Below are 26240 nucleotides of genomic sequence, written 5' to 3'. Positions count from 1 at the left end.
GGGTCGTCGCCGGCGTGTCGTGCACCCACAGCCCGGACGGCGCGCTCGTCGTCCGTGGCCTCGATGCTCGGGCGCCCGCCGCGCCCCCGGGCGTCCCTAGCGTCCCGGCCGTGGACATCCGAGGGGCGCAGGTGGTGCTGACGGCGGCGCAGCAGGACGTGGGGTGGGTGCGGGCCCAGGTGGCCGCCTGCCAGGGGCTGCCGTGGAGGTCCCCGGCGGCGGTCGCGTACGAGGACCAGATGGCGGCGGCCGCCGGGGACCTCGGCCTGTGTGCCCGGGGACTCATGACGTCGGGAGACCTCGTGGCGGCGGGAATCAACGGGGGACCCACGTGGTGCACCTCGGACCACGGACCGGTGCCGCCGGTGCCGGGCGGGGCGACACCGGCGCCGCGATCGACCGTGGGCGGCACCTCGGTCCGGGTGGGAGCGAACGGGGTGACCAGCGTCGACCCGCAGGCGCTGCAGGCCGCCGCCGCCACGCTCACCTCGTGCGCCGACCGCCTCGACCACGTCCACGCGTCGCTGTCCGCGCTGACGGTCGCGCTGCCCACGCCGGTGCTCGTCGACAACTCCCAACGCGCCTCGATCAGCCTCCTGCTCACCGCCCGCTGGTCGCCGCACCACCTGGCGGACCACGTGCGGGAGCTGGCCAAGCGGCTGCGCGCCGCGGCGGCGGTGCACGCGGCCGGCGAGGGCACCGTGTCGGGGGTGGTGCGCGGGGCGGGCGCCGTCTGGGGCGGCCTCCTCGGGCTGCTGCCCGCACCGGTGCTGGCCGTCGAGGGCGTGCTGGCAGCGGGTACCGCCGGGCTCGCCGGCCTCGCCCTGCTCGGCGAGACCGCACGCGTCGTGGGGCCTGCGAAGGCTGCGCAGCTGGCGGAGGCGACCGGGGCGGCCGCGGGGAAGGCGGCCGTGCGCTCGGGGGCGGTTGAGGTGGCGACGACGGCTGTCTCGGCGGTCGCACGGGGGCAGGCCGGCGGGCTCCCGACGCTGCACCCGGTGCCCGGCGGTGCTGCGGCGATCGCCGGGCTGATCACCGGGCCCGCGGGCACGGCCGTGGTGACGCCCGTGCTGGCGCCCGTGCAGCAGCCGGCACCGCACGGCCTGGCCGATGTGATGCAGGTGGTCGCCACCAGCTACGGCGGCTCGGCAGCGCCGGGCACCGAACCGGGCACGGTGACCATCCAGCGCCTGGACCGGCCCGACGGCACGCGCTCCTGGGTGGTCGCCGTGCCCGGCACGCAGACCATGGCGATGTCCGGGACGGTCCCCACGGACATGGGCACCAACCTGCGCCTCGAGGCGGGTCTCGCCGACACGATGACGGCCGGCGTCCTGGCCGCGATGCGGCAGGCCGGCATCCCCGCCGGTCAGCCCGTGACGCTGGTCGGCCACAGCCAGGGCGGCATGGTGGCGATGAACGTCGCCGCCCGGGCCGGCAAGGAGTTCACGGTCGGCGCGGTGGTGACGGCCGGCTCACCGGACGTGCCGGCGCAGCTGCCGCCCGGCGTCCCGGTGATCCGCATGGAGCACGTGGAGGACGGCACAGCGCGGCTCGACGGAGCGCCGACCCGGGTGACGCCGCAGGTCACGGCGATCACCAGGGAGCTGGCCGAGGACGGCGAGGGCACGCCGGGCTGGGGCGGCGCGCACGGGATCCAGAACTACGTGGAGACCGGGCGCCGGGTCGACGAGGCGGTGGCGGAGGCGCCGGGCTCGATCCCGGGAGTCGGCGCGCTCGACGGCGTGCTCGGTGGTCCGGGGACCGTCGCGACGACGTCGCAGTACGTGATCCGGCGGGAGGTGGGCTGAGGAGTCAGTGGACGCGGCGGCGGCCGACCACCAGGGACAGCACCCAGCTGACGATGCTGATGATCAGCGCGCCGACCACGGCCGTGCCGAAGTTGTCGACCTGCAGGCCCCACTCGGCGTGGCTGGTGATCCAGGCGGTGAGCATGAGCATCAGCGCGTTGACGACCAGCGTGAACAGGCCGAGCGTCAGCACGTACAGCGGCAGGGAGAGCATGGCCACGATCGGCTTGACGATCGCGTTGACCAGGCCGAAGACGAAGGCCACCAGCAGCAGCACGCCGACGGTGCTGCCGGTGAACCCGCCACCGGCCACCTTGACGTGCATACCGCTGAGCAGCTGCGTGGCCAGCCAGATCGCCACGCCGTTGATGAGGACCCGCAGCACGAAGCGCACGGTTCGATCCTGCCAGCCGAACCGGCCCGCCGACCAGGCCTGACGTGCATCGATGCCTGGTCAGCGGGTCGGACGGTCGGCCCGGCGGCGTCAACGTCCGAACCTGGCCCTCGCCTCGGGGCTCACCGGTGTGAAGCAGTTGACCAGGGTGCCGTCGGGGTCGCGCAGCAGCAGGGAGCGGTTGCCCCAGGGCATCGTCGTCGGCTCGTTGACGAAGGTGCCACCGGCGTCGGTCAGCCCGTCGTGCAGCCGGGTGTAGACGGCGTCCACGTCGTCCACCAGGAACTCGACGATCGCGGTGCGGTTGTCGGCGGCGTGGACGGAACCCGGCGCGAATGCGGCGACGGTGCGTGTGCTGCCGATCGCCAGCGTGCCGGCGGGCGTGGGCAGCTCGGCGAAGTCGGGGGTCGCCCAGCGGGCGGGGGTGTCGGTGACGAGCTCGTAGAAGGCGGCAAGGCCGGAGACGTCGTCCGTGATCAGGCGGACGGAGACGAGCGAGGCGGGACGGTGGACAGCGGGGTCGGTCGAGGTCATGCGGTGACGGTAGGAGGGATACCGGACAGGATCGGCCCGGTTTCGGCGAGGATGTCGGGGTGACCCGTCCGACCGCCCGCGTGCTGGCGCTGCTCGAGATCCTGCAGGCCGGTGGGACGCGCACCGCGGCCGACCTGGCGCAGCGGCTCGGGGTCGACGAGCGCACCGTCCGTCGGTACGTCGAGCACCTGGTGGACCTCGGTGTTCCGGTCGAGTCGGTACGCGGCCGCTACGGCGGCATCCACCTGGTGCCGGGCTACCGGATGCCCCCGCTGATGCTGACGGAGGACGAGGCGCTCGCGGTGGTCCTGGGCCTCGTCGGCTCGCGTCGCTCCGGGTCCGCGGGAACCGGCGGCGTGCCCGGCGCGAGCACCGTCGCCCTGGAGAGCGCCACCGCCAAGGTGCTGCGTGTGCTGCCGAAGACGCTCGCGCACCGGCTGGACGCCCTGCTGACCGGCGTGCGGTTCACGGCGCCGACCGGCGACCCGGCAACGGTGCAGGCCGACCACCTGCTGGTGGTGGTCGAGGCGGCGCGGGACCGTCGGCCGGTCGCGCTCGAGTACACCGACTCGCAGGGCCGCCGCAGCAGCCGGACGGTCCACCCGTACGGCATCGTCGCCCACGCCGGCCGGTGGTACGTGACCGCCGCCGACCCGGCGGCACCAGGCGTCCGGACGTTCCGGGTGGACCGGATCGAGGCCCTCAGCACGCTGCCGGGCTCGTTCGAGGTGCCGGAGGGGTTCGACCCCGCCGGTGCGCTGCTGCGGGCGGTGGCCGGTGCACCACGTCGGCACGCGGTCCGGCTGCGCGTCCAGGCGCCGGTGGACGCGGTGCGCGGCATGTTCCCGGCGGGCATCGCCACGCTGGACGACGCGGACGACGAGGGCTGGACGCGCGTGGTGATCCAGGTGGAGCGGCTCGACTGGGTGCCGACGGTCCTCGGGGGCGTCCCGGTGCCGTTCGTCGTCGACGGACCCGTGGAGCTCCGGCCGCTGCTGCGCGACCTGGCGGATCGGCTGACCGCAGCCGCCACCCCGGCCGCGGAGGGCTGACGGCGCGGTGGCATGCTGTCCGGCGTGACCCGCGCCCCCCGCGTCCCTCTTCGCCGTGCCCTCGCCGACCTCCCGCCGTACGTGCCGGGCGCCCGCGCCGGCGGCGGGGCGATGGCGTACAAGCTGTCGTCCAACGAGAACCCGTTCCCGCCCCTGCCCTCGGTGATGGCGGCGATCGCCGACGGTGCCGTGGACGTGAACCGGTACCCGGACATGTACGCCACCGAGCTGACGGAGGCGATCGCGCGGCACCTGGACGTGCCGGTCGAGTCGGTGGTGACCGGCGGTGGGTCGGTGGCGCTGCTCGGCCACGTGCTGGCCGCCGTGTGCGAGGCCGGCGACGAGGTGGTGCTGCCGTGGCGCTCGTTCGAGGCGTACCCGATCTACATCACGCTGGCCGGTGCCGTCGGAGTGCCGGTGCCGGTGGGTGCCGACGGTCGCCTGGACCTGGCCGCCATGGCGGCCGCCGTCACGCCGCGCACGCGCGTGCTGCTGATCTGCACGCCGAACAACCCGACGGGCCCGGCGGTGCGCGCCGACGAGCTGGCGGTGCTGCTCGACGCCGTGCCGAAGGACGTGCTGGTGCTGCTGGACGAGGCGTACGTCGAGTTCGTCCGCGACCCGGAGGCGGCCGACGGCCTTGCCGTCTTCGCCGAGCACCCCAACGTCGTGCTGCTGCACACGTTCTCCAAGGCGTACGGGCTGGCCGGTCTGCGCGTCGGCTACGCCGTCGCCCGCCCCCGTCTGGCCGCGGCGATCCGCGCCGCCTCGACGCCGTTCGGGGTGTCGCACATCGGCCAGCTCGCGGCGCTGGCGTCCCTGGCGGCGCAGCAGGAGATGCGGACGCGGGTCGACGCGATCGTCGCCGAGCGCGCGCGCATGCTGACCGGCCTGCGCACCCAGGGCTGGGACGTGCCGGACAGCCAGGCGAACTTCGTCTGGCTGGCGCTCGGGGAGCACGCGACGTCGTTCGCGGACCGGTCGGCCCGTGCCGGGGTGCTGGTGCGGCCGTTCGCCGGCGACGGCGTGCGGATCAGCGTCGGCGAGACCGAGGCGACGGACCTGCTGCTCGAGGTGACCGCGGAGCTCGTGCGGCGCTGAGCGCGTCCCACTGGCCCTCCGCCGCCGTGCGCGGCACGCTGTGGGGAGCCGACAAACCGGCCCCGGAAGGCTTGTCGGCACCCCGGCCGGGAAACCTACGGTTGCGTAGCCTACGCTGACGTAGGTTCGGCGCCGGGAGCGGGCGCACCGCCGCACACGAGGAGCACGCGTGACCACTCTTCCCACGTCTCTCCCCCCGCACGAGGGCCCTCTGACGGAGGACGGCCTCGTCCAACTGCTCACCCCCGCCGGCGAGCGCGTGGCGCACTCCGACCCCTATGCGGACGCGCTGGACGCCGACCGGCTCCGCGCGATGTACCGCGACATGGTGCTGGCCCGCCGGTTCGACACCGAGGCGACCAGCCTGCAGCGGCAGGGCGAGCTGGCGCTGTGGGCCCAGGCGCTGGGTCAGGAGGCGGCGCAGGTCGGTTCCGGGCACGCCGTGCGCGACCAGGACCAGGTGTTCCCGTCGTACCGGGAGCACGGCGTCGGCATGGTGCGCGGGGTCGACCCGGTGGACATCCTGCGGCTGTTCCGCGGGGTGGACCACGGCGGCTGGGACTCCGAGGCGGTCAGCTTCCACCTGTACACGCTGGTGGTGGGCGCCCATCCGCTGCACGCCGTCGGCTACGGCATGGGGCTGCAGCGCGACGGGCTGGTCGGCACCGGCGACGCGGCGCGGGACGCCGCGGTGATCACGTACTTCGGTGACGGGTCCACGTCCCAGGGCGACGTCAACGAGGCACTCGTCTTCGCCGCCGTGAACCAGGCGCCCGTCGTCCTGTTCTGCCAGAACAACCAGTGGGCGATCAGCGAGCCCACCACCCGGCAGGCGCTGGTGCCGATCGCCGACCGCGCGCCCGGCTTCGGCATCCCGAGCGTCCGGGTGGACGGCAACGACGTCATCGCCACCTACGCCGTCACGGCCGCGGCGCTGGACCGGGCCCGCAACGGCGGCGGTCCCACCTTCATCGAGGCGTTCACCTACCGGATGGGCGCCCACACCACCTCCGACGACCCGACGCGCTACCGCACGCACCAGCAGGAGGAGCACTGGCGGCGTCGTGACCCGATCGACCGCCTGAAGGCCTACCTCGAGACCGCCGGTGAGCTGCCGGAGGTCTTCCAGGCCGAGCTGGCCGGCGAGGCCGACGCCCTCGGCGAGCGGGTCCGCACCCAGGTGCGCGCGATGCCGAAACCGCCCGCGGACAGCATGTTCGAGCACGTGTACGCCACCCCGCACGCGGTGGTGGACGGCGAGCGCGAGGCGTTCGCGCGGTACGAGGCGTCGTTCCTGGACACCGAGGAGGCCCACCGATGACCACCACCACCGAGCGGCGCACCGCGGCCGCCCCGGCCGGCGTGCAGAAGCTGACCTTCGCCAAGGCGATCACGCTGGGACTGCGTCGGGCGATGGCCGACGATCCCAAGGTGCTGCTGATGGGCGAGGACATCGGCAAGCTCGGCGGCGTGTTCCGCGTGACGGACGGGCTGTACGACGAGTTCGGCGCGCAGCGCGTGGTGGACACCCCGCTGGCCGAGTCGGGCATCGTCGGGACCGCCATCGGGTTGGCGCTCCGCGGCTACCGACCGGTGTGCGAGATCCAGTTCGACGGGTTCATCTTCCCGGCGTTCGACCAGATCACCACCCAGCTGGCCAAGCTGCACTACCGCTCCCGCGGTCGGCTGACCGTCCCCGTCGTCATCCGGGTGCCCTACGGCGGCGGCATTGGCGCGGTGGAGCACCACAGCGAGTCGCCGGAGGTGCTGTTCGCGCACACGCCCGGGCTGCGCGTGGTCAGCCCGTCGAGCCCGGCCGAGGCGTACACGATGATCCGGGCGGCGATCGCGTCGCCGGACCCCGTGCTCTTCTTCGAGCCGAAGGTGCGGTACTGGGAGAAGGGCGAGGTGGACCTGGGCCCGGCCGACGACGAGCGGGTCCCCGGTTCCGTCCCCGCGCCCGACGACGCCGTGCTGAACCGGGCGCGCATCGTCCGCCCCGGCACCGACGTCACCGTGGTGACCTATGGCGGGAGCGTGGCGACCGTGCTGAAGGCGGCCGACGCCGCCGCCGCCGAGGGCACCAGCCTCGAGGTGATCGACCTGCGTGCCATCTCCCCGCTGGACACCGCGACGGTCGCCGAGTCGGTCCGCCGCACCGGCCGCTGCGTCGTGGTGCACGAGGCGCCGGTGCTGTACGGCTCCGGTGCCGAGGTCGCGGCGCGGATCACCGAGGAGTGCTTCTACCACCTGCAGGCTCCGGTGCTGCGGGTCGGTGGCTTCCACACCCCCTACCCGGTGGCCAAGCTCGAGCACGAGTACCTGCCGAGCCTGGACCGCGTGCTCGACGCCGTGGACCGCACGCTCGCGTTCTGACCGGCCGACCCACCCGCCGTTCCGCGGCCTTCCCCCTGACGTACCGAGGAGACACCGGTGCCGACCTACCAGCAGTTCCCGCTGCCCGATGCGGGTGAGGGCCTGACCGAGGCCGAGATCGTCGAGTGGCGCGTCGCGCCCGGCGACGTGGTGAGCGTCAACCAGACGATCGTGGAGATCGAGACCGCCAAGTCGCTGGTCGAGCTGCCGTCGCCCTGGTCGGGGGTGGTCAGCCGGATCCTGGTCGAGGTGGGCACCACGGTGGACGTGGGGACGCCGATCATCGAGATCGACACCGACCCCTCGGGGACGGCGGCGCCCGCTGCCGGTGGCGGCGCGGTGAGCGGGGCCCAGTCGCCGCACGGCCACCACGAGCACCCGTCCCGCGCGTCCGAGGAGCCGGGAGGTGCGGAGGAGATCGGGGCCGCCCGTGACGAACGGGCGGAGACCTCCGGGTCCGTGCTGGTCGGGTACGGGCTGGGGTCGGGTGGGTCCGGTCGGCGTCCGCGCGCGGGCGTCGCGGGCGCCGCGGCCGCGGCGACGAGTCCGAGCGCCCCCGCCTCCAGAGGCGCAGCGGTCAGCACGTCGCCGGCCACCGTGTCTGCGCCGGCCACCGCGTCTGCGGCGCCTGCCGCCACGGCCGCACCCGTGGCGGCATCCGTCCCCCCGGCGGCACGTCCGGCCGGCGCGGGGAACGGCAGTGCCGGCGCGGTGCCGAGCACCGCGTCGTCGGGATCGTCGTCGTCCGGCGCCTTCCACGCGCTCGCCAAGCCGCCCGTGCGCAAGCTCGCCAAGGACCTGGGTGTCGACCTGGAGATCGTCACGGCGACCGGTCCCGGGGGGATCGTGACCAGGGAGGACGTGCTCGAGCAGGCCAACCGGGCGGAGGGCCGCACGCTGGCCACCTACCCGGGCGACGACGCGCCGTGGCTGGCCAGCGGCACGGTGTCCGCCGAGGGCCGCCAGACGCGGGTCCCCGTCAAGTCGGTCCGCAAGCGGACCGCCGAGGCGATGGTCGCCAGCGCGTTCACCGCCCCGCACGTCACGGTGTTCCACACGATCGACGTCACGCGCACCATGCACCTGGTGCAACGGCTGCGCGCCGACCGCGAGTTCGCCGACGTCCGGGTCACGCCGCTGCTGATCGCCGCCAAGGCCCTGCTGCTCGCGGTGCACCGGCACCCCGAGGTCAACGCCTCGTGGGACGACCAGACGCAGGAGATCGTCTACAAGCACTACGTGAACCTCGGCATCGCCGCGGCCACGCCGCGCGGTCTTGTGGTGCCCAACATCAAGGACGCCCACCGGATGAACCTGCTGCAGCTGGCGCAGGCGCTCGGCGAGCTGACCGCGACCGCACGGGCCGGCAAGACGTCCCCGACGGGGATGTCCGACGGCACCATCACCATCACCAACGTCGGGGTGTTCGGCATCGACACCGGGACGCCGATCCTCAACCCGGGCGAGGCCGCGATCCTGGCGTTCGGCGCCATCCGTGAGCAGCCCTGGGTGCACAAGGGGAAGATCAAGATCCGCCACGTGACCCAGCTGGCGCTGTCCGTCGACCACCGGCTGGTGGACGGGGAGCTCGGCTCGCGGGTGCTCGCCGACATCGCGACGATCCTGGCCGACCCGGCGCAGGCCCTCGTCTGGGGCTGACCCCCGCGGGCGTGCGCCGGCTCCTCCGGCGCCCGTGAGCCGCGCGTCCGGGCGGGAACGACCTTCCCTTTCGCGCTGTACGCCCTGTATACGTACACCAGGCGTACAGCGCGAAAGGGCACCAGGGGTTGAGGGCGGCCCGGGCGGGCGCCACATGGTCGGCGGCCCCGAGCGGCTCGTCAGGCCGAGCGGCTCGGCCGGTCCCACCAGGGAGGTCGGCCGTGGGCTCGGGTCAGGCCTGCTCGATGCGGACCATGTTGCCGGCCGGGTCGCGGAACGCCGCGTCGCGCACGCCCCAGGGCTGGCTGACGGGCTCCTGCAGCACCTCGGCGCCTGCCGCGGCGGCGACCTTCTCGAACGTCGCGTCGAGGTTGTCGGTGCGCAGCTGCAGCATGCCGAGCGCGCCCTTGGCCAGCAGGGCGGCCAGCGCGTCGCCGTCCTCCTGGGAACGGCCGGCGTGCGCCTCGGACAGGACGATGTTGATCTCCGGCTGGCTCTCGTTCACCAGGGTGATCCAGTGGAAGCCGCCCTGGGCGACCTCGTTGCGCACGGTCATGCCGAGCGTGTCGCGGTAGAACGCGAGGGCGGTGTCGATGTCGTCGACGGCGACGTGGACGCCGCTGAGGGAAACGGTCATGACGACGACGCTAGGCGGGCGCCGTGGCGGGTGCTTCTTCGAAACTGCTCGATTCGAAGCTGCTCGATGGCACGGTGTCCGGCGTGGCGCCGGGGCCGGCCCCCGCCGAGGTGCTGGAGCGTCGGCGCTGCGGCCGGGTGACGGCCATCACCTGGCAGACGGGCACGTCGTGCAGGTGGGAGTGGTCAGCGGCGCGGTACTCGCTGGGGGTCTGGCCCACCAGCTCGGTGAACCGGGAGCTGAACGAGCCGAGGCTGGTGCAGCCCACCTCGAAGCAGACCTCGGTGACGCTGAGGTCGCCTCGCCGCAGCAGGGCCTTGGCCCGCTCGATCCGCCGGGTCATCAGGTAGGCGTACGGCGTCTCGCCGTAGGCCTCGCGGAACCGGCGGCTGAAGTGTGCCGTCGACATGAACGCGGTGCCGGCCAGCGCGGGGACGTCCAGCGGCTCGGCGTACTCGCGGTCGATCCGGTCACGTGCACGGCGCAGCCGTCGCAGCTCGTCGAGGTCCGCCGCCATGCACCGATTGTGCACATGGCCGCGGCTCGACCGCTGCTCCCTGCTCGCGCCCCCGGTGGCTGGCGTCGTCAGGTCTCGGCGGGACCGACGCGGACGAGCCCCGTCTGGTAGGCGACCACCACCAGCTGGGCGCGGTCGCGCAGGTCGAGCTTCACCATCGAGCGGTTGACGTGCGTCTTCACCGTGGCGGGGGAGATCACCAGGCGTTCGGCGATCTCGTCGTTGGTCAGCCCCTCGGCCACCAGGGCGACGATCTCGCGCTCGCGGTCGGTCAGCTGCTCCAGCCGCGCCGGGACGCCGGCGGCGGCCACCCGGTTGGGCTGGGAGAGGAACGTGGTGATCAGGCTGCGGGTGGCGGCGGGGGACAGCAGCGCCTCACCGGCGGCGACCAGGCGGATCGCGTCGAGCAGGTCGTCCGGGTCGACGCTCTTGCCGAGGAACCCGCTGGCACCGGCGCGCAGCGCGAGGAACACGTAGTCGTCCAGCTCGAAGGTAGTGAGCACCAGCACCTTCACGCCGGCCAGGTCCTCGTCCGAGCAGATGCGGCGGGTGGCCTCGAGGCCGTCCACGCCTGGCATCCGGATGTCCATCAGCACCACGTCGGCGCGGGCGCTGCGGGCCAGCTCGACGGCCTGGGCGCCGTCGGCCGCCTCGCCCACCACCTCCAGGTCGTCGGCGCCGTCCACCAGCACCCGGAACCCGGCACGGATCAGCGCCTGGTCGTCGGCGATCACCACGCGGGTGGTCATCGATCCGCCCGCGGGGCCAGCGGCAGCTGCGCGGCGACCCGGTAGCCGCCGTCCGTGGTCGGGCCCGTCTGGAGCTGCCCACCGGCCGCCGCGACCCGTTCCCTCATGCCCACCAGCCCGAGGCCCGAGCCGATCGGTCCGTCCTCGGAGGGCGTCGGGCCGTCGCCGGGACCGCGCGGCACCGCACGGGCCGGCGGCCGGTCGTTGGTGACCGTCACCTCCAGACGATCGCCGCGCGTGGACAGCAGCACGGTGGCGTGCGCCCCCGCAGCGTGCTTCTGCACGTTCGTCAGCGCCTCCTGCACCAGGCGGAACGCCGTCAGGTCGACCGCGGGCGTCAGCTGCCACGGCGGTCCGGAGCGTTCGACGGTCACCGGTGTGCCGATCGCGCGGGACGACGCCACCAGCTCCCCGACGCGGTCAAGGCCCGGTGTCGGGGCGGTCGGCAGGTCGGCCTCGTCCTGCCGGAGCACGCCCAGCACCGACTGCAGCTCGGTCAGCACCGCCTTCGCGGACTCGCGCACGTGGTGCAATGCCTCGCGTGCGGCGGCGGGATCGCGCTCGACGACGTGCTCGGCGACGCCCGCCTGCACGCTGATCACCGCGGCGTGGTGCGCGATCGCGTCGTGCAGCTCGCGCGCGATGCGCACCCTGTCCTCGGCCACCCGGCGCAGCGCGGTCTCCTCGCGGGTCTCCTCCGCGCGCCGGGCCCGGTCCTGCAGCGCCGCGAGGCTGGCCCGCCGTCCCTGCACGGCCATGCCGAGCGCCGCGGCCGTCCACAGCCAGAGGATCAGGTTGTGCCGTCCCCACACCTGGTCGGCCACGGTCAGCCCGAGGGCCCAGGTGGCTCCGAGCACCACGGAGGTGGTCGCAGCGGCCACCAGCGCGTGCGCGCGAGAGGCGCGGCTGGCGTAGACGTAGAGGGCGATCACGAGGGCGAGCTGGGCCAGGTTGACCGACCACTCGCCGAGGAGCGCGGCGAGAGCGGCGGTGCCGGTGGCGAGCAGGGTGACCAACGGCAGTCGCCTGACCTGGGTCAGGGCGGCGGCGCTCACCAGTGTCAGGACGACGTCCGGCCGGGTGATCCTCAGGTCGAAGCCGCCGCCGTAGCGTCCGGACTGCGCCATCAGGGTGGGCACCCGCAGGAACACCACGGCCAGGGCGACGGCCACCAGCAGGTCGACCAGAGCCGGGCGCGCACGCAGCTCCCCGACGACCGTCCTGACCCTCACCATGCGCGCCACCCTAGGTCCGCCCTCATCTGGAGCTCGCCCGGACTGCCGCCGGTCCCGGGCGGTCGAGCGTCGCCGCGTGTCGGCGGGGAGATCCGCCAGCCCTTTCGGGCTGTACGCCTGGTGTACGTACACCGGGCGTACAGCGCCGGAAGGGGATGGTGGTGCCGAGCCGAGCCGAGCCGAGCCGAGCCGTGCCGTGCCGAGCCGTCGGTGCACCGTCTGGTCAGACGTCGCGCCGGCTGATCGCCCACACCGCGCCGCCCACGACCGCGAGCACCCACACGACCAGCACCGCGGCGCCCGCACCGGAGCTCAGCACGTCCGTCCCGGCGCGGTCGATCGTGGTGAACGCCGCCGCGGACGAGCTCGGCAGGTACTTCAGCGCCGGGTCCCAGCTGGCGGGCAGCAGCGCGCCGGCCAGCTGCGGCAGCACCAGCAGACCGGCGATCAGCACGCCGATGCTCCCGGCGACGCTGCGCAGCAGGACGCCGAGACCCATGCCGAGCAGGCCGGCGGCCGTCAGGTAGCCCGCCATGCCGACCACCTGGCGCAGCACCCCGGGGTCGCCGAGCGCCGCCGTGTGGTTGCCGCCGGAGTGCAGCACGGACATGCCGAGGAAGAACGCCCCGAACACCCCGACCAGCGTGCTGACCAGCAGCACGGCGGTCAGCACCACCGCCTTGCTCAGCACCACCTGCCAGCGCCGCGGCACAGCTGCCACGGTCGAGGCGATCATCCGCGAGCCGTACTCGCGGGCTCCGAGGATGCAGCCGAGCACGCCGACCACCAGCACGCCGAGGTTGGCGCCGGTCAGCACGGTGGCCACGGGCCCCATCTCGGCGAACCGGCCCGCACGGCCCGTGTCCCCCATGCGGTTGTTGGACATCGCGGCGGCCAGTGCGGAGAAGCCGATGAGCAGCGCGACCAGCAGGGCCTGGCCGACCCAGCTGGCGCGCAGCGTGCGGAACTTGATCCACTCGAAGCGGATCACCCGCCCGAAGCTCTGCCGGTAGTGCCTGATCAGCCGCCGGTCGGGCAGGACGGTGGTCGGGGACGGGATCGTGGTGGTCATCAGGCGGCGCTCCTCTGGGCGGTTCCGGCGTGCGGGGCGTGGTGCTCGACGGCACCGGCGTACTCGACCTCGTCGCGAGTGAGGGCCATGTAGGCGGACTCGAGCGAGCCGGTGCGGGTGGCCAGCTGGTGCAGGCGCAGGCCGTGCGCGGCGGCGATGTCGCCGATCTCGTCGGCCGCACGTCCTCGCACCTCGAACGTCCCGGCCTCCGTGGAGGTGAGGGTCACGCCGTCGCCGGCGAGCAGCGGGGCGAGCGTGGCGGCGTCCGGCGAGGCGACGACGACCGTGCCGACCGACGCGTTCGCGATGAACTCGGCGATCGGCATGTCCGCGAGGATCCGGCCCCGGCCGATCACCAGCAGGTGGTCCGCCACCAGCTCCAGCTCGCTCATCAGGTGCGACGACAGCAGCACCGTGCGGCCCTCCGCGGCGAGCTCGGCCAGCAGCGCGCGGATCCACTGGATGCCGTCGAGGTCCAGGCCGTTCACGGGCTCGTCGAGCAGCAGCACCGTCGGGTCGGCCAGCAGCGCCGCGGCGATCCCCAGCCGCTGTCCCATGCCCAGCGAGAACTCCCGCGTCCGCTTGCCCGCCACGTGGCTGAGCCCCACGGTGCCGAGCACCTCGTCGACCCGACGCGGTCCCACGCCGACCGTGGCGCCCAGCGCCAGCAGGTGGTTGCGCGCCGTCCGCCCACCGTCCGTCCCCTTGGCGTCGAGCAGCGCGCCGACCTCCGCGAGGGGAGCCCGCGAGTCGACGTACGGCCGCCCGTTGACCAGGGCGACGCCGGAGGTCGGCCGGTCCAGGCCGAGCACCACCCGCATGGTGGTGGACTTCCCGGCGCCGTTGGGTCCGAGGAAGCCGGTGACCACCCCCGGGGGGATGGTGGCGGTGATGCCGTCGACGGCGACCTTGTCGCCGTACCTCTTGGTCAGCTGATGGAGCTCGATCATCGTTCCGCCTGTCTGTGGGCTGGTGGCGGACGGGCCGTGTCACGGGCGTGGTCCGGTGGAGTGCGGCACCAGCGTCACCCGGCGGGGGCCTCGTCGTCGTCCTCCGACCGGACCGTCGTCCGCGTACGACGAGCGCGGTACGCGACGTCGCGCGCCTCTGGCGGAGGGGCGCACCGGTGCGGCACGGTGGGCTGCCGCCGCCCGTCGACCCCGGAGCACCCCGTGAGCCAGCACGAGCCGACCCCGTCCTCCCCGCCGACCGCGCCCTGTCTGCCGACCCCGCCGCCCCAACCGCCCTACTACGCCGTCGTCTTCACGTCGCTGCGCACACCGGGCGACCAGGGCTACGCGGAGCGCTCCGACGAGATGGAGCGGCTGGCCGCCGGCATGCCGGGGTTCCTCGGGCTGGACTCGGCGCGCGACGCCGACGGGTTCGGCATCACGGTGTCGTACTGGCGGGACGAGGAGTCGATCGCCGCCTGGCGGGACCAGGCGGACCACGCCGCGACGCGCGCGGACGGGCGCGCGCACTGGTACGAGTCCTTCGCGGAGCACGTCGCCAAGGTCGAGAGGTCGTACGACTTCCACCGCTGACCTGGTGCGGCGGACCTCGCGGTGCCAAGGTCGGCACCGAGGGGGCGTCCGATGCGCGTGCTTCGGTGGGTGGCGTGGGCGGCGGTGGCCGCATGGGTCGGGCTGTTCGTCGCGTGGATGATCCAGGGCCGGGAGCTGCCGATCCCGTTCGTCGCAGCGCCGTACGTCGCGTTCGGCGTGCTGCTCGTGGTCGCGGCGGTGCGGAACGTGCTCCGGCCGCGGCGCGGCGGTGCGGCGCGGGCGACGCTGGGCCCCGTGGTGCGGGGGTTCGACGACGTGCAGGACATCTACTTCGGGCGGACGCCCGGCATCACCCCGCGCTACGGCAGCGACGAGCCGGACGTCGCGTCGCTCGTCGAGCCGCACCCGGACCCACTGGACGACGTGCACTGGACGCTTCCGTCCACCCCACGCTCGGAAGGCCGCTCAGGCGTCAGCTGAGCAGGTCGAGGTAGACGCACGACCGGCCGACCGGACCGACGGACCGCAGATGCCCTCGGTCAGGCGCGGCGGGGGCGTTCGACGACGAGCAGGACGAGCGCGAGCACGATGGCGGCCGTCTCCGTGATGGCGGACGTCCAGATGGGGACGCCCGTCCACTGCTCGTGCACGCCGAACAGCCCGCCCGCGGTGGTCGAGACCAGGAAGGCGCCGAACGTCGCGACGCCGAAGCCGAGGGCGCCGAGCAGCGGCAGCCAGTGGCGCCAGACGAGCAGCAGCACGCCGATCAGCAGGCCGCCGACGGCGTTGAGCAGGAACGCGGGACCGACCACCGTGAACTGACGGAAGCCCGAGAACCACAGCTCGAGGTGCACCACGGCGGACAGCAGCACGCACGCGGCGAGCAGGCCGCGCAGCACGTCGGAGGCCGCCTGGCGTCCGGTGTGCCAGGTGCCGAGGTTCGAGCGGGACGTCGTCGTCCCCGGCTCGGACACGGCTCAGCCCTTGCCCGCCACGACGGTGCCGTTCACCACGTGCACGTCGACCGGGGGGAGCGGGGACGGCGCCGGGCCCTGCTTCACCGAGCCGTCCAGGCCGAACACCGAGCCGTGGCACGGGCACTCGAGGTCGGTCTTGGCGGCCATCACCGTGCAGCCCTGGTGCGTGCAGATCGCCGAGAGGGCGGTGACGGTACCGGCCGTCTGCTGCACCAGCAGCACCGGCTTGCCGTCCACCTTGGTGGCCAGCGCGCCGCCCACCGGGATGTCCGAGACCTTCGCCAGACCGCCGGCGGCACCGCCGCCGGAACCGGAGCCGCCGGCAGCGCCCGACCCGCCCGAGCCGCCCGACGACGAGGCGCCGCACGCCGCGAGGACGCCGACGGCCGCCACGCCGAGCCCCACGGCGCCGCCGCGCACCAGCAGGTCACGCCTGCTCAGGCCGGATGCCTCCGCGGTGTCGGTCTGATCGGTCGAGCTCATGCACGCCTCCGGGGTGAGCGCAAGGGTCAGACGTCCTGACCTGCACCGACGCTAGTCGGTCGGGGCGCCCGCCTGCCCGTCGGTCGCCGGATTCACAGCAACCTTTACGTCCGCGGCTGCGGTGCGCTCGTCGGACGTGCCCTCGTCGGACGCGCGCTCGTCGGCTGCCGCAGCGCGCTCGTCGTGCGCCCGCTCGTCCGCCTGCCGGCTCTGGATGCCCGACACGTTGCGCAGCGGCAGCTCGGGCACCAGAAGGGTCAGCACGATGCCGGCCACCATCACGATCGCCGCGAGCAGCAGCACCTTGTCCACCGACTGGCTGAAGCCGACCAGGAACGGCTGCGCCAGGCGCGGGTCGAGAGCGTTGATGAAGGCGGAGTCGTCCAGCGACGGGGCAGGACCACCCTTGAGCATGCCGATCACGGCGGCGTTGGCCGGGTTGGACGCCACCGCCGGGTCCGCGACGGCCGCGAGGAACGACGGGGTCTTGACGGCGGCCCGGAACGCCGTGGCGATGTTGTCGCCCACCGTCGAGAACAGCACGGACAGGAACACCGCGGTGCCGAGGGTGCCGCCCATCTGCCGGAAGAACAGGGACGACGACGTGGCCACCCCCATGTCCTTGGCGGGCACGGCGTTCTGCACGGCGAGCACCAGCGGCTGCATGACGAAGCCGAGACCGAGGCCGAAGACCACCGAGTACGTGAAGAACTGCGCCATCGGCGTGGTCGGGGACAGCCGGGAGAACAGCAAGGCGCCGATGCCCATCAGCACCGTGCCGCCCACCGGGAACGCCTTGTAGCGACCGGTGCGCGCCGTCGTCTGCCCGGACGCGATGGACGCCGTCATGATCCCGACCGTGAAGGGGATCAGGACCAGGCCGGCCTTCGTCGGGCTCAGGCCCCGCACGATCTGCAGGTACAGCGGCAGGGTCGCCAGGCCGCCGAACATGCCCAGGCCGATGACGGCGTTGGCGCCCGCGCCGACCGAGAAGGTCCGGTTGCGGAACATGTAGAGCGGCAGGATCGCGTCGGCCCCCGCGCGGGTCTCGGCCGCGAGGAACAGGCCGATGCCGACCACGCCGATCGTGTAGCTGAGCAGCGCGCGGCCCGAGCCCCAGCCCCACGCGCGGCCCTGCTCGGCGACCAGCAGCAGCGGCACCAGCGCGACGATCAGGGCCAGCGCGCCCGGCCAGTCGATGCGGTGCTGCACCTTGCGCAGCGGGGGCAGGTGCAGCACCCGCCAGATCACCGCGATGCCGACCAGGCCGAGCGGCACGTTGACCAGGAACACCCACCTCCAGCCGGTGATGCCCAGGATGTGCGGGGTGCCGGCGAAGAACCCGCCGATCACAGGGCCGAGCACGGACGACGTGCCCCACACGGCCAGGAAGTACGCCTGGTAGCGGGCGCGCTCCCGGGGTGCGACGAGGTCGCCGAGGATGGTGATCGCCAGGCTCATCAGGCCACCGGCGCCGAGGCCCTGCAGGCCGCGGGCGAGCGCCAGCTGGTACATCGACCCGGCCATGCCGCTGAGGATCGATCCGATGATGAACAGGCCGATCGCCGTCATGTAGAACGGCTTGCGGCCGTAGATGTCGGACAGCTTGCCGTACAGCGGCGTGGCGATCGTCGACGTCAGCAGGTACGCGGTGGTGACCCACGCCTGCAGCGACAGGCCGTGCAGGTCGTCGCCGATGGTGCGGATCGCCGTGGCGACCACCGTCTGGTCGAGCGCGGCGAGGAACATGCCGATCATCAGGCCGCCGATGATCGTGAGGATCTCGCGGTGGCTCGGGGCGTGCAGGCCGGCGGCCTGTGGCGACGCCGGGGACGCGGCCCCTGAGGCGGCGGGAGGCGAGGCCTCCGGGGTGCTCTGCTGGTCGGTGCGAGAGGACATCGGACCTTCTCGGGCTCTGGGCGGTCGCTGGGACGGTGCGTGTCGCTGGGACGGTGCGTCGTCGCCGGGGCGGTGCGGTTCGGTCGGGTGCTTGTTGCGGCGCGCGGGTGGCACCGCGGTTCGAGGACCGAGCGAAGGCGTCACGGGACGCCCGTCGGCAGCTTTCCGGCACAACACCGTCCACAGCGAGATGTGTTCCCGCTGTGGACGGTGTTGTGCCGGGCTTTCGACCAGCACGGCACGACGTGCTCGAGGTTGCGTGCAGCAGGACGGGGTCTCGCCGAACCGTCCACAGCCCCGCTGATTGGCAATGTTCTATCAACGGATGAGCGCATTTCTCCGCGCAATTCCCGCGCGGGTGTATGGACCCTCGTCGGTGCGCTGACCTGGACATATGGACCTGCTCGCGTGTCAGCGGTCGTCGGTAGTGTCGTTCAGGTCGGCAGCCGGTGCGGCGGCGAAGGAATGTGCAGAGGGAGGTGACGGCGTGGGTGGGATCTCGGCGGTTCGGAGTCCGGGCGGACCGGCGGAGGTGACCGGTGCTGCGTCGGCCCTTCGCGCGCTGATTGCCGCGGTGGACGAGGTCGTCGGCCTCGTGCGCGCCGTCGAGGCGGACCTCTGCGGCGGCCAGGACTCGGTCGACCTCCTCCTCGGCGTCCGGGCGCAGCTCGACAGGTTGGTGGTCGCGTCCTCCTGCCTCGCCGTGACGGTGGACGCCGGCGGGTGGTGGGCACTGGAGGGTGCGCGGTCGTTCTCCCACTGGCTGGCGGCCGCGTCGGGGATGTCGTTCCCCCGGGCCCGTGAGGTCCTGGCGACCGGCCGGGCGCTGCGGGACCACCTCCCGGCCACGGCGCGTGGGGCCCTCGACGGTGAGATCGGCGCGGAGCAGGCCGTCGTCGTCGCCAGGCTGGCGCCCACGTCCGACGCCCGACGCGCTGCTCTCGCCGCTCCGGCGGTGGAGTGCGGCGAAGGGTTCCTGGCGGCTCAGGCGACGGTGCTTCCCGTCGGCTCCTTCCGACGGCTCGTCCAGCGATGGGCTGCGGCGGCCGATCCGGAGGCGGACGAGCGCGGTTACCGGGACGCCTGCGATCGGGAGCACGTCACCCTGTCCGCGACGACGGGCGGCGTGCAGCTCGCCGGCTTCCTCACCACCGAGCACGGTGCGCTGCTGAGCTGCGCCCTCGACTCCGTGATGACGCCGCCGGCACCGGACGACCATCGCTCCACTCCCCAGCGCCGTGCGCAGGCCATCGCCGACGTGGCGCGGCTCTGCCTGGACCACGGCGTCGTCGGGACAGGTGCGGCCGTCCGCCCGCACCTGTCCTGCGTCGTGGACTTCGAGACCCTCCGCCGCGCCGTGGGCACGGACGGGGCCGGGACGGGCGGGGCCGGGACGGGCGGGGCCGGGACGGGCGGGGCCGGGAGGGGCGGGGCCGACGGGGCTGGGACGGCCGGCGTCGGCCGGTTCGGTGGCTCCCGTCGAACGTTCCGGCTCCCGGCCCTGGCCGACGTCGAGCGGTTCGCCGTCGCGGAGGTCCTGGGCTCCGGACCTGTGCCGCCCTCCGCGCTGGCACGGCTGGCCTGTGACAGCGAGATCAGCCGAGTGGTCTTCGGACCGGACTCGCAGGTGATCAACGCGGGCCGCGCCGAGCGGACCTTCTCCGGACCACGGCGGCGAGCGGTGATCGCCCGGGACGGAACCTGTCGATATCCCGGGTGCAGTGCGCCCCCGGCGCTGTGCGAGGTGCACCACGTGGACGGGTGGGCCGCCCGGCGCGGAGAGACGGATGTGAACCGAGGCGTGCTGCTCTGCTGGCACCACCACGACGTGGTGCACCGGCGGAGCGTGCGGATCGAGCCGACGCCCGGCGGCGGGTTCGGGTTCCGCACGCGTCACGGCACGCCCGTGGCCGGCGCACCATGACGGCGGGCGGAGGGCTCCCGGATCGGCTTTGTGGGGTGCGGCGCACTAGCGTGCCGTCCGTGCCGAGTGGGAGCAGCAGCCTGCAGACGAGGACGGGGACCGGCCCGATGGACGGGGAGGCGATGCGCTCCGTCCGGGTGGGTGGCGCGACGAACGACCACCGAGCACTGCACCGTTCGGTGCTGGCCGTCCTGGTGGCGGCTCTGGTGGGCGTCCTCGGGCTGGTCGGTGCTGGTCCGGCCGCCGCCCACGACGAGCTGGTGTCCACCGACCCCGCGGACGGTGCCACCGTCGCGACGGCCCCCGACCAGGTGACGCTCACGTTCACCGACAAGGCGATCGCACTCGGCACCGAGGTGAAGGTGACGGCTCCGGACGGATCGGTGGTCAGCACCGGCGACCCGCAGCTAGGGCCGACCACGGTCGCACAGCCCCTGGCGCCGGCGCGTCCGGCGGGCACGTACACGGTGGTGTGGAGGGTGACCTCCGCCGACGGACACCCGGTCTCCGGCACCTTCCATTTTGCCGCCACGTCGGCGATCGGCGTCGCGGCCCCGACACCGTCGGCCGTGCCGTCGCAGGTGCCCAGCGCCACGCCAGGTGTCTCCGTCGCCAGCCCGTCCGCCGCCAGCCCCTCTCCGACACCGACCGCCTCGGCCGACCCGGTGCCGTCCGCGTCGACCGGCCGCCCGTCGTACTGGCTGGTGGTCGGCGCGGTGCTGGTGCTCGCGGCCGCGGCGGCCGCTCTCGGCCGGCGTCGGCGCCAGGCGCTCGGCGCCGGGACCGAGGCCGGAGCCGGCTCCGGGACCGACGCCGAGCGCGGTACCGGGAACCCACCGGAGCAGCCGCAGCCCTGAGCCCACGTCCCCCTCGGCCGCCGCCGCGACCGGGGACGGAACCGAACCCTCCGCACGTTGACCCGGACAGCGGCGATCGCGCCCGTGCGTCCCGCCTCCCGCCCGAAAGGACCTCCGATGAGCACCAGACGTGGGCGTCACGCCCTCGCCGCGATCGGGCTTCTCGTCGCCACGGCCCTGGCGGTCACGGGGTGCACCGCGGGTGCGTCACCGAAGCCGACCGCCTCGTCGTCCACCGCCGCCACCCGCACCGACGCGACGCTCCGCCTGGGCCTGGCTGCCGCGCCGGCCAACCTCGACTTCACCAGCACGGGAGGCGCCGCGATCTTCCAGGCGCTGCTCGGCAACGTGTACGAGGGGCTGCTGCGCCTGGACCAGGACGGCAAGGTGGTGCCGCTGCTGGCCACCGGGTACACGGTCAGCCGGGACGGGCTGACCTACGACTTCACGCTGCGGGACGGCGTGAAGTTCAGCAACGGGTCACCGTTCGACGCGGCCGCCGTGAAGTTCTCCCTCGAGCGCGTCAAGACGTGGAAGGCGAACACCCCCGGCAACCTCGCGGCGCTGGACCACGTGGAGGTGGTCTCCCCCACCGAGGCCAAGGTCGTGCTGACCAAGCCGGATGCGACGGTCCCGTTCTGGCTGGCCGGTCCGCTCGGTGCCATGTTCTCCCCCGACGCGGTGGACTCCCTGGCCACCAAGGCGGTGGGCACGGGACCGTTCACCGTCGCCTCGTACCAGACCGGCGTGAAGCTGGTGCTGACCCGCAACGACGCCTACTGGGGCGCGAAGGCCCTGGTCAAGCAGGTGGACCTGGACTACTTCGCCGATGCGAGCGCCGCGGCGAACGCCATGCGGTCCGGCGGTGTCGACGCCCTGTACCAGGCGGAGGCGTACGACCAGCTGGCATCGTTCAAGGCCGACCCGCGGTTCACGGTGACCGCGGGCAGCTCGCAAGGCGTGGTGGTGCTGTCGATGAACGAGGCCAACCCGGCGCTCGCCGACGTGCGGGTGCGGCAGGCGATCAGCCAGGCGATCGACAAGAAGGCGGTGGTCGCGGCAGCCACGGGCGGCGTCGCGACGGAGCTGCACGGACCGGCGGTGCCGACCGACCCGTACTTCGTCAGGTCGGACGAGCCGTACCCGTACGACCCGGCCGCGGCGAAGCAGCTGCTGGCCGACGCGGGCGTCACGGGGCTGAACCTCACCTTCACGGTGCCGAACCGGCCGTACGCGCAGGCGATCAGCCAGGTGGTGCAGTCCGACCTGGCCGCCGTCGGCATCACCGCCACCCTGCAGACGCAGGAGTTCCCGGCCGTGTGGGTGGACAAGACCCTCACGCAGCACCAGTTCGACCTGACCGTCGTCAACCACGTCGAGCCCCGCAACGTCACCAACTACGGCAACCCCACCTACTACTGGAGCTACTCCAACCCGGCGGTGGGCAAGGACTTCGCGGCGGCGAAGGCCGCCACCGACGAGGACTCGTACATCACGCACATGACCGACGCGGTGCAGGCGATCATCAAGGACGCCGCCGGCGTGTGGCTGTACAACCCGCCGAACGTGGTGGTGGCCACCGCGGCCGTGCACGGGATGCCGACCAACGACCTGGGCGTGGGGATCGGCCTGGCCGGCGTCTCCGTCACGGGCTGACGCCCGACCGGTGGGCCGTCGATGCTGCTGACCGTGCTGCGGCGCCTCGGGGTGTTCGCCCTGACGGCGCTGGTGGCGTCGGTGGTCGTCTTCGTGCTGCTGGCGGTGCTCCCCGGCGACCCGGCACGCGCGCAGCTCGGCCTCGACGCGACGCCCGACCAGGTCGCGGCGCTGCGCCACCAGCTGGGTCTCGACCGGTCGCTGCCGGCGCAGTACGTCCACTGGCTCGGTCAGCTGGCGACCGGCAGCCTCGGCATCTCCTACTCCACGCGCGCGCCGGTGGGTCCGGAGGTGCTGAACGCCATGCAGGTGTCGCTGCTCCTGGTGCTGGCCGGCATGGTGGTGGCGGCGCTGATCGCCCTGCCGACCGGCCTGCTGGCGGCGGTGCGGCAGGGGCGCGCCGACGGCGCGGCGCTCTCGGCGGCCACCCAGGTGGGCATCTCGGTGCCGAGCTTCCTGGCCGGGCTGCTGCTGGTGACGGTGTTCGCCGTGCGGCTGCACTGGCTGCCGTCCGGCGGCTGGGTGGCGCCAGTGGACGGCGTCGGCGGGTTCCTGCGGCACCTGGTGCTGCCGGCGCTCGCGCTGGGCCTGGTCAGGGGCGCGATCCTGTCCCGCTACCTGCGCTCGGCGCTGCTCGACGTGCAGCGCGAGGACTTCATGCGGACGGCTCGGGCCAAGGGGATGACCCGGTGGCAGGCGCTGCGGCGCCACGGGCTGCGCAACGCCCTGGTGCCCGTCGTGACGGTGACCGGGGTCGAGCTCGCGGGGCTGCTGGTGGGGGCCGTGGTGATCGAGACGGTGTTCGTCATCCCCGGGCTGGGGTCGCTGCTGCTGCGGTCGGTGGCCAATCGCGACCTGGTCGAGGTGCAGGCCGTCGTGATGGTGGTGGTGCTGCTGGTGCTGGCGCTGAACCTGCTGGTGGACCTGCTGTACGTGCTGGTGGACCCGCGGCTGCGGCGGGCGCGATGAGCGCGACGACGAGCGGGCGCGGGCGGACGAGCGGGCGCGGGACGACGAGCGGGCGCGGGACGACGAGCGGGCGGGGGACGACGAGCGGGCGGGGGACGACGAGCGGCGGGCGGCCGACGACGCGACGGTGGAACGCACCGCTGCTGGTCGGGGCCGTGATGGTCGCCGCGGTGGTGGTCGTCGGGCTGGTGTCCCTCGTCTGGACCCCGGACGACCCGCTGGTCACCGACCCGCTGCACCGGCTCCAGGGGCCGAGCGCGGCGCACTGGTTGGGGACCGATGGCCTCGGTCGGGACGCGGCGAGCATGCTGATCGTCGGCACCCGCGTGCCCCTGCTGGTCGGGCTGGTCGCGGTGCTGATCTCGTTGGTGCTCGGCGTGCCGTTCGGCATCGCGGCGGCGATGACACGGCAGGGCGGCGCGGGCCTGTGGCTGATGCGGTGGAACGACGTGGTGCAGGCGTTCCCCGCGCTGCTGCTGGCGATCGTGCTCGCGGCGGTCCGCGGGCCGTCGACCTGGACGGCCATGGTGGCGCTGGGGATCGGCGCAGCGCCGGGGTTCGTGCGCGTGACGCGCGCCGGGACGCTGCAGGTGCTCAGCCGGGAGTACGCGCTCGCAGCCCGGGCCGCCGGACGCGGGCCGCTCTACACGGCCGTGCGGCACGTGCTGCCGAACGTGCGCAGCATGCTGATCGTGCAGGCGTCGGTCGGCTTCGCGCTGGCCGTGCTGGCCGAGGCCGCCCTGTCCTACCTCGGCCTCGGGACGCCGCCGCCCACTCCGTCGTGGGGCCGCATGCTGCAGGACGCGCAGGCCTTCCTCTACGTGCAGCCGCTGCTGATCGTCTGGCCCGGCGTCGCCATCGCTTGGACCGTGCTCGGCTTCAACCTGCTGGGCGACGGTCTGCGGGACCGCCTCGACCCTCGGCTGGAGGCGGCGTCGTGAGCCCGTTGCTCCAGGTCAGCGACCTGCGCGTGCAGTCCGGACCCCGCGAGCTGCTGCACGGGATCGACCTGCGCGTGGAGCGCGGCGAGCGGGTGGGTCTGATCGGCGAGTCGGGCTCGGGCAAGACGCTGACGCTGCTGGCGCTGATGGGCCTGCTCCCCGAGACGCTGCGCGCGACGGGCGCCGCGCGGCTGGACGGCGAGGACCGGGACCTGCTGACGCTGGGGGACCGGGCGTCGGCACGGCTGCGCGGGCGGCGGGTGTCGATGGTGTTCCAGGAGCCGATGACCGCGCTGGACCCGCTGCTGCCGGTGGGCCGCCAGGTGTCCGAGATCCTCACGCTGCACGGGTTCGTCGGCGGTGCGCGGGCGGCGCGGGGGCGGTCGGTTGAGCTGCTCGACGGTGTGGGGCTGCCGGACCCGGCCGCGGCGGCGCGGGCCTACCCGCACCAGCTGTCCGGCGGTCAGCGGCAGCGCGTGATGCTGGCGATGGCGATGGCCAACACCCCGGACCTGCTGCTGGCCGACGAGCCGACCACAGCCCTGGACGTCACGGTGCAGCGGCGGGTGCTCGAGCTGATGCGCGAGCAGGTCGCGCGGTCCGGCACGTCGCTGGTGTTCGTCACGCACGACCTGGGGATCGTCGCCGACCTGTGCGACCGGGTGGTGATCCTGCGCGACGGGGCCGTGGTGGAGGAGGGCCCGCTGGACCGGGTGTTCTCGGCGCCGCAGCACCCGTACACGCGCTCGCTGCTGGCGGTGTCCGCCCTGGCGACGGACGCCCGGGGTCGGTTGGTGACGGTGGTGGACCTCGGCGCGGGGACGACGGGTGCGGTGTCGACGGGCGCGGGGACGACGGGCGCGGCGACGGCTGCTGACGGGACGCAGGCGACCGGCGCGGTGCCGACGGCCGCGCCTCTGGACCGCGGCGGCGACGCTGTCGTCGTCCCCCCGCCTCCTCGCACCGCCGCACCGCAGCCCGGCCCGCACGAGGTGCTGCCCGACGAGGGCGCCCCGCACGTCTTCAACCACGTCCCCGGCGAGGCGCCGCTGCTCGCCGTCGCGGACCTGCGCCGCACCTACGTCCGCCCGCACCGCATCGGCCGCGCCACCCACGTGCAGGCCGTCCGCGACGTGTCGTTCGAGGTGCGCGAGGGGCAGCGGTTCGGCGTGGTCGGGGAGTCCGGCAGCGGCAAGTCGACGCTGCTGCGCCTGGTCACGGGCCTGGACCAGGCGACCGCCGGCTCGGTGCGGATCGCCGGGCGCGAGGTGGTCGGTACGCCGGAGCGGGCGCTCGGCTGGCTGCGGCGGACCGCGCAGATCGTCTTCCAGGACCCGATGGGGTCGCTGGACCCGCGGATGCGGATCGCCGAGGTGGTCACCGAACCGCTGCGCGGCGTGGGTGCCGACGAGCGGCGGGCGCGGGCGGCGGAGGTTCTCGACGCGGTCGGGCTGCCGGCGACGGCTCTCGACCGCTACCCGCACCAGTTCTCCGGCGGCCAGCGGCAGCGCATCGCGATCGCGCGGGCCGTCGTCACCCGCCCCCAGCTCCTGGTGGCGGACGAGGCCGTGTCCTCCCTCGACGTGTCCGTGCGCGCGCAGGTGCTCAACCTGCTGTCCGACCTGGCGGACGAGTACGGGCTGACGCTGCTGTTCGTCTCGCACGACCTGGCGGTGGTGCGGCGCACCTGCGACACCGTCGCGGTGATGAACGAGGGCCGGATCGTCGAGTGCGGCCCGACCGACCAGGTGTACGAGCACCCGCTGCACCCGTACACCGCCGAGCTGGTCGCCGCCGCGCCGCTGCTGCGGGCCGCCGGCGCCTGAGGTCCGCAGGGTCGCTCCCGGCGCGGTCGCGGCTCGTCCGGGCCGCGCGCACGATGGACGGCATGC

25 protein-coding genes and 1 pseudogene are annotated in these 26240 nt (G+C 73.9%); 14 read left to right on the top strand and 12 right to left on the bottom strand.

Going from position 1 to position 26240, the window contains the following annotated elements; translation table 11 throughout:
- Positions 1-110: 110 nt before the first annotated feature.
- Positions 111-1811 carry a hypothetical protein gene (locus tag ACFQTY_RS00745; protein WP_378095861.1) on the top strand — a complete coding sequence of 567 codons (1701 nt, stop codon included), beginning with the start codon at positions 111-113 and terminating at the stop codon, positions 1809-1811.
- A 4-nt stretch (positions 1812-1815) separates the two neighbouring features.
- Here ACFQTY_RS00745 and ACFQTY_RS00740 read toward each other — a convergent pair whose 3' ends face one another.
- Positions 1816-2205, bottom strand: coding sequence for a phage holin family protein (locus tag ACFQTY_RS00740; protein WP_291760475.1), 390 nt, complete (start codon positions 2203-2205; stop codon positions 1816-1818).
- A 90-nt stretch (positions 2206-2295) separates the two neighbouring features.
- Entirely contained in the window at positions 2296-2739 is a 444-nt protein-coding gene (locus tag ACFQTY_RS00735) for a VOC family protein (RefSeq protein WP_378095857.1), read from the bottom strand.
- 59 nt (positions 2740-2798) lie between these two features.
- On the opposite strand from ACFQTY_RS00735, the gene ACFQTY_RS00730 reads away from it, so the two are divergent.
- From ACFQTY_RS00730 to ACFQTY_RS00710, 5 genes are all read left to right on the top strand, one after another.
- Positions 2799-3791, top strand: coding sequence for a helix-turn-helix transcriptional regulator (locus ACFQTY_RS00730; RefSeq protein ID WP_378095854.1), 993 nt, complete (start codon positions 2799-2801; stop codon positions 3789-3791).
- 12 nt (positions 3792-3803) lie between these two features.
- Positions 3804-4892, top strand: coding sequence for a histidinol-phosphate transaminase (gene hisC, locus ACFQTY_RS00725; protein ID WP_378095851.1), 1089 nt, complete (start codon positions 3804-3806; stop codon positions 4890-4892).
- 169 nt (positions 4893-5061) lie between these two features.
- Positions 5062-6213, top strand: a complete 1152-nt coding sequence (gene pdhA / locus ACFQTY_RS00720; RefSeq protein ID WP_378095848.1) for a pyruvate dehydrogenase (acetyl-transferring) E1 component subunit alpha — start codon at positions 5062-5064, stop codon at positions 6211-6213.
- Positions 6210-7268, top strand: coding sequence for an alpha-ketoacid dehydrogenase subunit beta (locus tag ACFQTY_RS00715; protein ID WP_378095845.1), 1059 nt, complete (start codon positions 6210-6212; stop codon positions 7266-7268). The genes pdhA and ACFQTY_RS00715 overlap by 4 nt, the downstream gene beginning before the upstream one ends.
- A gap of 57 nt (positions 7269-7325) precedes the next feature.
- Positions 7326-8927 carry a dihydrolipoamide acetyltransferase family protein gene (locus tag ACFQTY_RS00710; RefSeq protein ID WP_378095842.1) on the top strand — a complete coding sequence of 534 codons (1602 nt, stop codon included), beginning with the start codon at positions 7326-7328 and terminating at the stop codon, positions 8925-8927.
- Between the two features lie 122 nt (positions 8928-9049).
- On the opposite strand, the pseudogene ACFQTY_RS00705 reads toward ACFQTY_RS00710, so the two are convergent.
- The 7 genes and pseudogenes from ACFQTY_RS00705 to ACFQTY_RS00675 all read right to left on the bottom strand — a co-directional run.
- A pseudogene (locus ACFQTY_RS00705) lies at positions 9050-9097 on the bottom strand (phage DNA packaging protein J); the annotation flags it as partial.
- A gap of 62 nt (positions 9098-9159) precedes the next feature.
- Complete coding sequence (locus tag ACFQTY_RS00700) at positions 9160-9564, bottom strand: VOC family protein (protein ID WP_263731924.1); 405 nt, start codon at positions 9562-9564, stop codon at positions 9160-9162.
- 10 nt (positions 9565-9574) lie between these two features.
- On the bottom strand, positions 9575-10081 hold the full coding sequence (locus tag ACFQTY_RS00695; RefSeq protein WP_378095838.1) for a helix-turn-helix transcriptional regulator: 507 nt from the start codon (positions 10079-10081) through the stop codon (positions 9575-9577).
- A gap of 68 nt (positions 10082-10149) precedes the next feature.
- A complete protein-coding gene (locus ACFQTY_RS00690; RefSeq protein WP_337974132.1) occupies positions 10150-10830 on the bottom strand; it encodes a response regulator transcription factor in 681 nt (226 codons plus the stop codon).
- Positions 10827-12065, bottom strand: coding sequence for a sensor histidine kinase (locus ACFQTY_RS00685; protein WP_378095834.1), 1239 nt, complete (start codon positions 12063-12065; stop codon positions 10827-10829). The genes ACFQTY_RS00690 and ACFQTY_RS00685 overlap by 4 nt, the downstream gene beginning before the upstream one ends.
- 223 nt (positions 12066-12288) lie before the next feature.
- On the bottom strand, positions 12289-13137 hold the full coding sequence (locus tag ACFQTY_RS00680) for a hypothetical protein (RefSeq protein WP_378095831.1): 849 nt from the start codon (positions 13135-13137) through the stop codon (positions 12289-12291).
- The gene (locus ACFQTY_RS00675) at positions 13137-14087 is read right to left on the bottom strand and encodes an ABC transporter ATP-binding protein (RefSeq protein ID WP_378095828.1); all 951 of its coding nucleotides are present in this window, start codon (positions 14085-14087) and stop codon (positions 13137-13139) included. The genes ACFQTY_RS00680 and ACFQTY_RS00675 overlap by 1 nt, the downstream gene beginning before the upstream one ends.
- A gap of 222 nt (positions 14088-14309) precedes the next feature.
- Between ACFQTY_RS00675 and ACFQTY_RS00670 the strand changes: the two genes are divergently transcribed.
- A complete protein-coding gene (locus ACFQTY_RS00670; RefSeq protein WP_378095825.1) occupies positions 14310-14681 on the top strand; it encodes an antibiotic biosynthesis monooxygenase family protein in 372 nt (123 codons plus the stop codon).
- Positions 14682-14732: 51 nt separating this feature from the next.
- Positions 14733-15122 carry a hypothetical protein gene (locus ACFQTY_RS00665; protein WP_378095822.1) on the top strand — a complete coding sequence of 130 codons (390 nt, stop codon included), beginning with the start codon at positions 14733-14735 and terminating at the stop codon, positions 15120-15122.
- Between the two features lie 59 nt (positions 15123-15181).
- Here ACFQTY_RS00665 and ACFQTY_RS00660 read toward each other — a convergent pair whose 3' ends face one another.
- From ACFQTY_RS00660 to ACFQTY_RS00650, 3 genes are read right to left on the bottom strand one after another with little or no spacing between them, the layout of a single operon-like run.
- Positions 15182-15616, bottom strand: a complete 435-nt coding sequence (locus tag ACFQTY_RS00660) for a hypothetical protein (protein ID WP_378095819.1) — start codon at positions 15614-15616, stop codon at positions 15182-15184.
- A gap of 3 nt (positions 15617-15619) precedes the next feature.
- Positions 15620-16102, bottom strand: coding sequence for a ubiquinol-cytochrome c reductase iron-sulfur subunit (locus ACFQTY_RS00655; protein WP_378095816.1), 483 nt, complete (start codon positions 16100-16102; stop codon positions 15620-15622).
- A 51-nt stretch (positions 16103-16153) separates the two neighbouring features.
- Positions 16154-18001 (bottom strand): MDR family MFS transporter, encoded by a 1848-nt coding sequence (locus ACFQTY_RS00650; RefSeq protein ID WP_378095813.1) that lies wholly within the window; start codon positions 17999-18001, stop codon positions 16154-16156.
- 487 nt (positions 18002-18488) lie between these two features.
- Here ACFQTY_RS00650 and ACFQTY_RS00645 point away from each other — a divergent pair, with 487 nt between their 5' ends.
- From ACFQTY_RS00645 to ACFQTY_RS00620, 6 genes are all read left to right on the top strand, one after another.
- Complete coding sequence (locus ACFQTY_RS00645; RefSeq protein ID WP_378095810.1) at positions 18489-19925, top strand: DUF222 domain-containing protein; 1437 nt, start codon at positions 18489-18491, stop codon at positions 19923-19925.
- Between the two features lie 59 nt (positions 19926-19984).
- Positions 19985-20782, top strand: coding sequence for a copper resistance protein CopC (locus ACFQTY_RS00640; protein WP_378095807.1), 798 nt, complete (start codon positions 19985-19987; stop codon positions 20780-20782).
- Positions 20783-20899: 117 nt separating this feature from the next.
- Positions 20900-22438 (top strand): ABC transporter substrate-binding protein, encoded by a 1539-nt coding sequence (locus ACFQTY_RS00635; RefSeq protein WP_378095805.1) that lies wholly within the window; start codon positions 20900-20902, stop codon positions 22436-22438.
- Positions 22439-22459: 21 nt separating this feature from the next.
- Positions 22460-23407: an ABC transporter permease gene (locus tag ACFQTY_RS00630; RefSeq protein ID WP_378095803.1), complete on the top strand. Its 948-nt coding sequence runs from the start codon at positions 22460-22462 to the stop codon at positions 23405-23407.
- Positions 23404-24348, top strand: a complete 945-nt coding sequence (locus ACFQTY_RS00625; protein ID WP_378095800.1) for an ABC transporter permease — start codon at positions 23404-23406, stop codon at positions 24346-24348. The genes ACFQTY_RS00630 and ACFQTY_RS00625 overlap by 4 nt, the downstream gene beginning before the upstream one ends.
- Positions 24345-26174, top strand: a complete 1830-nt coding sequence (locus ACFQTY_RS00620; protein WP_378095797.1) for a dipeptide ABC transporter ATP-binding protein — start codon at positions 24345-24347, stop codon at positions 26172-26174. The genes ACFQTY_RS00625 and ACFQTY_RS00620 overlap by 4 nt, the downstream gene beginning before the upstream one ends.
- The last annotated feature ends 66 nt before the right edge of the window (positions 26175-26240 follow it).

The organism is Cellulomonas sp. T2.31MG-18, assembly GCF_964266755.1.
GTDB lineage: Bacteria > Actinomycetota > Actinomycetes > Actinomycetales > Cellulomonadaceae > Cellulomonas.
Note: the sequence above shows the minus strand (reverse complement) of the source record. Positions and strands in the feature narration are given on the sequence as shown.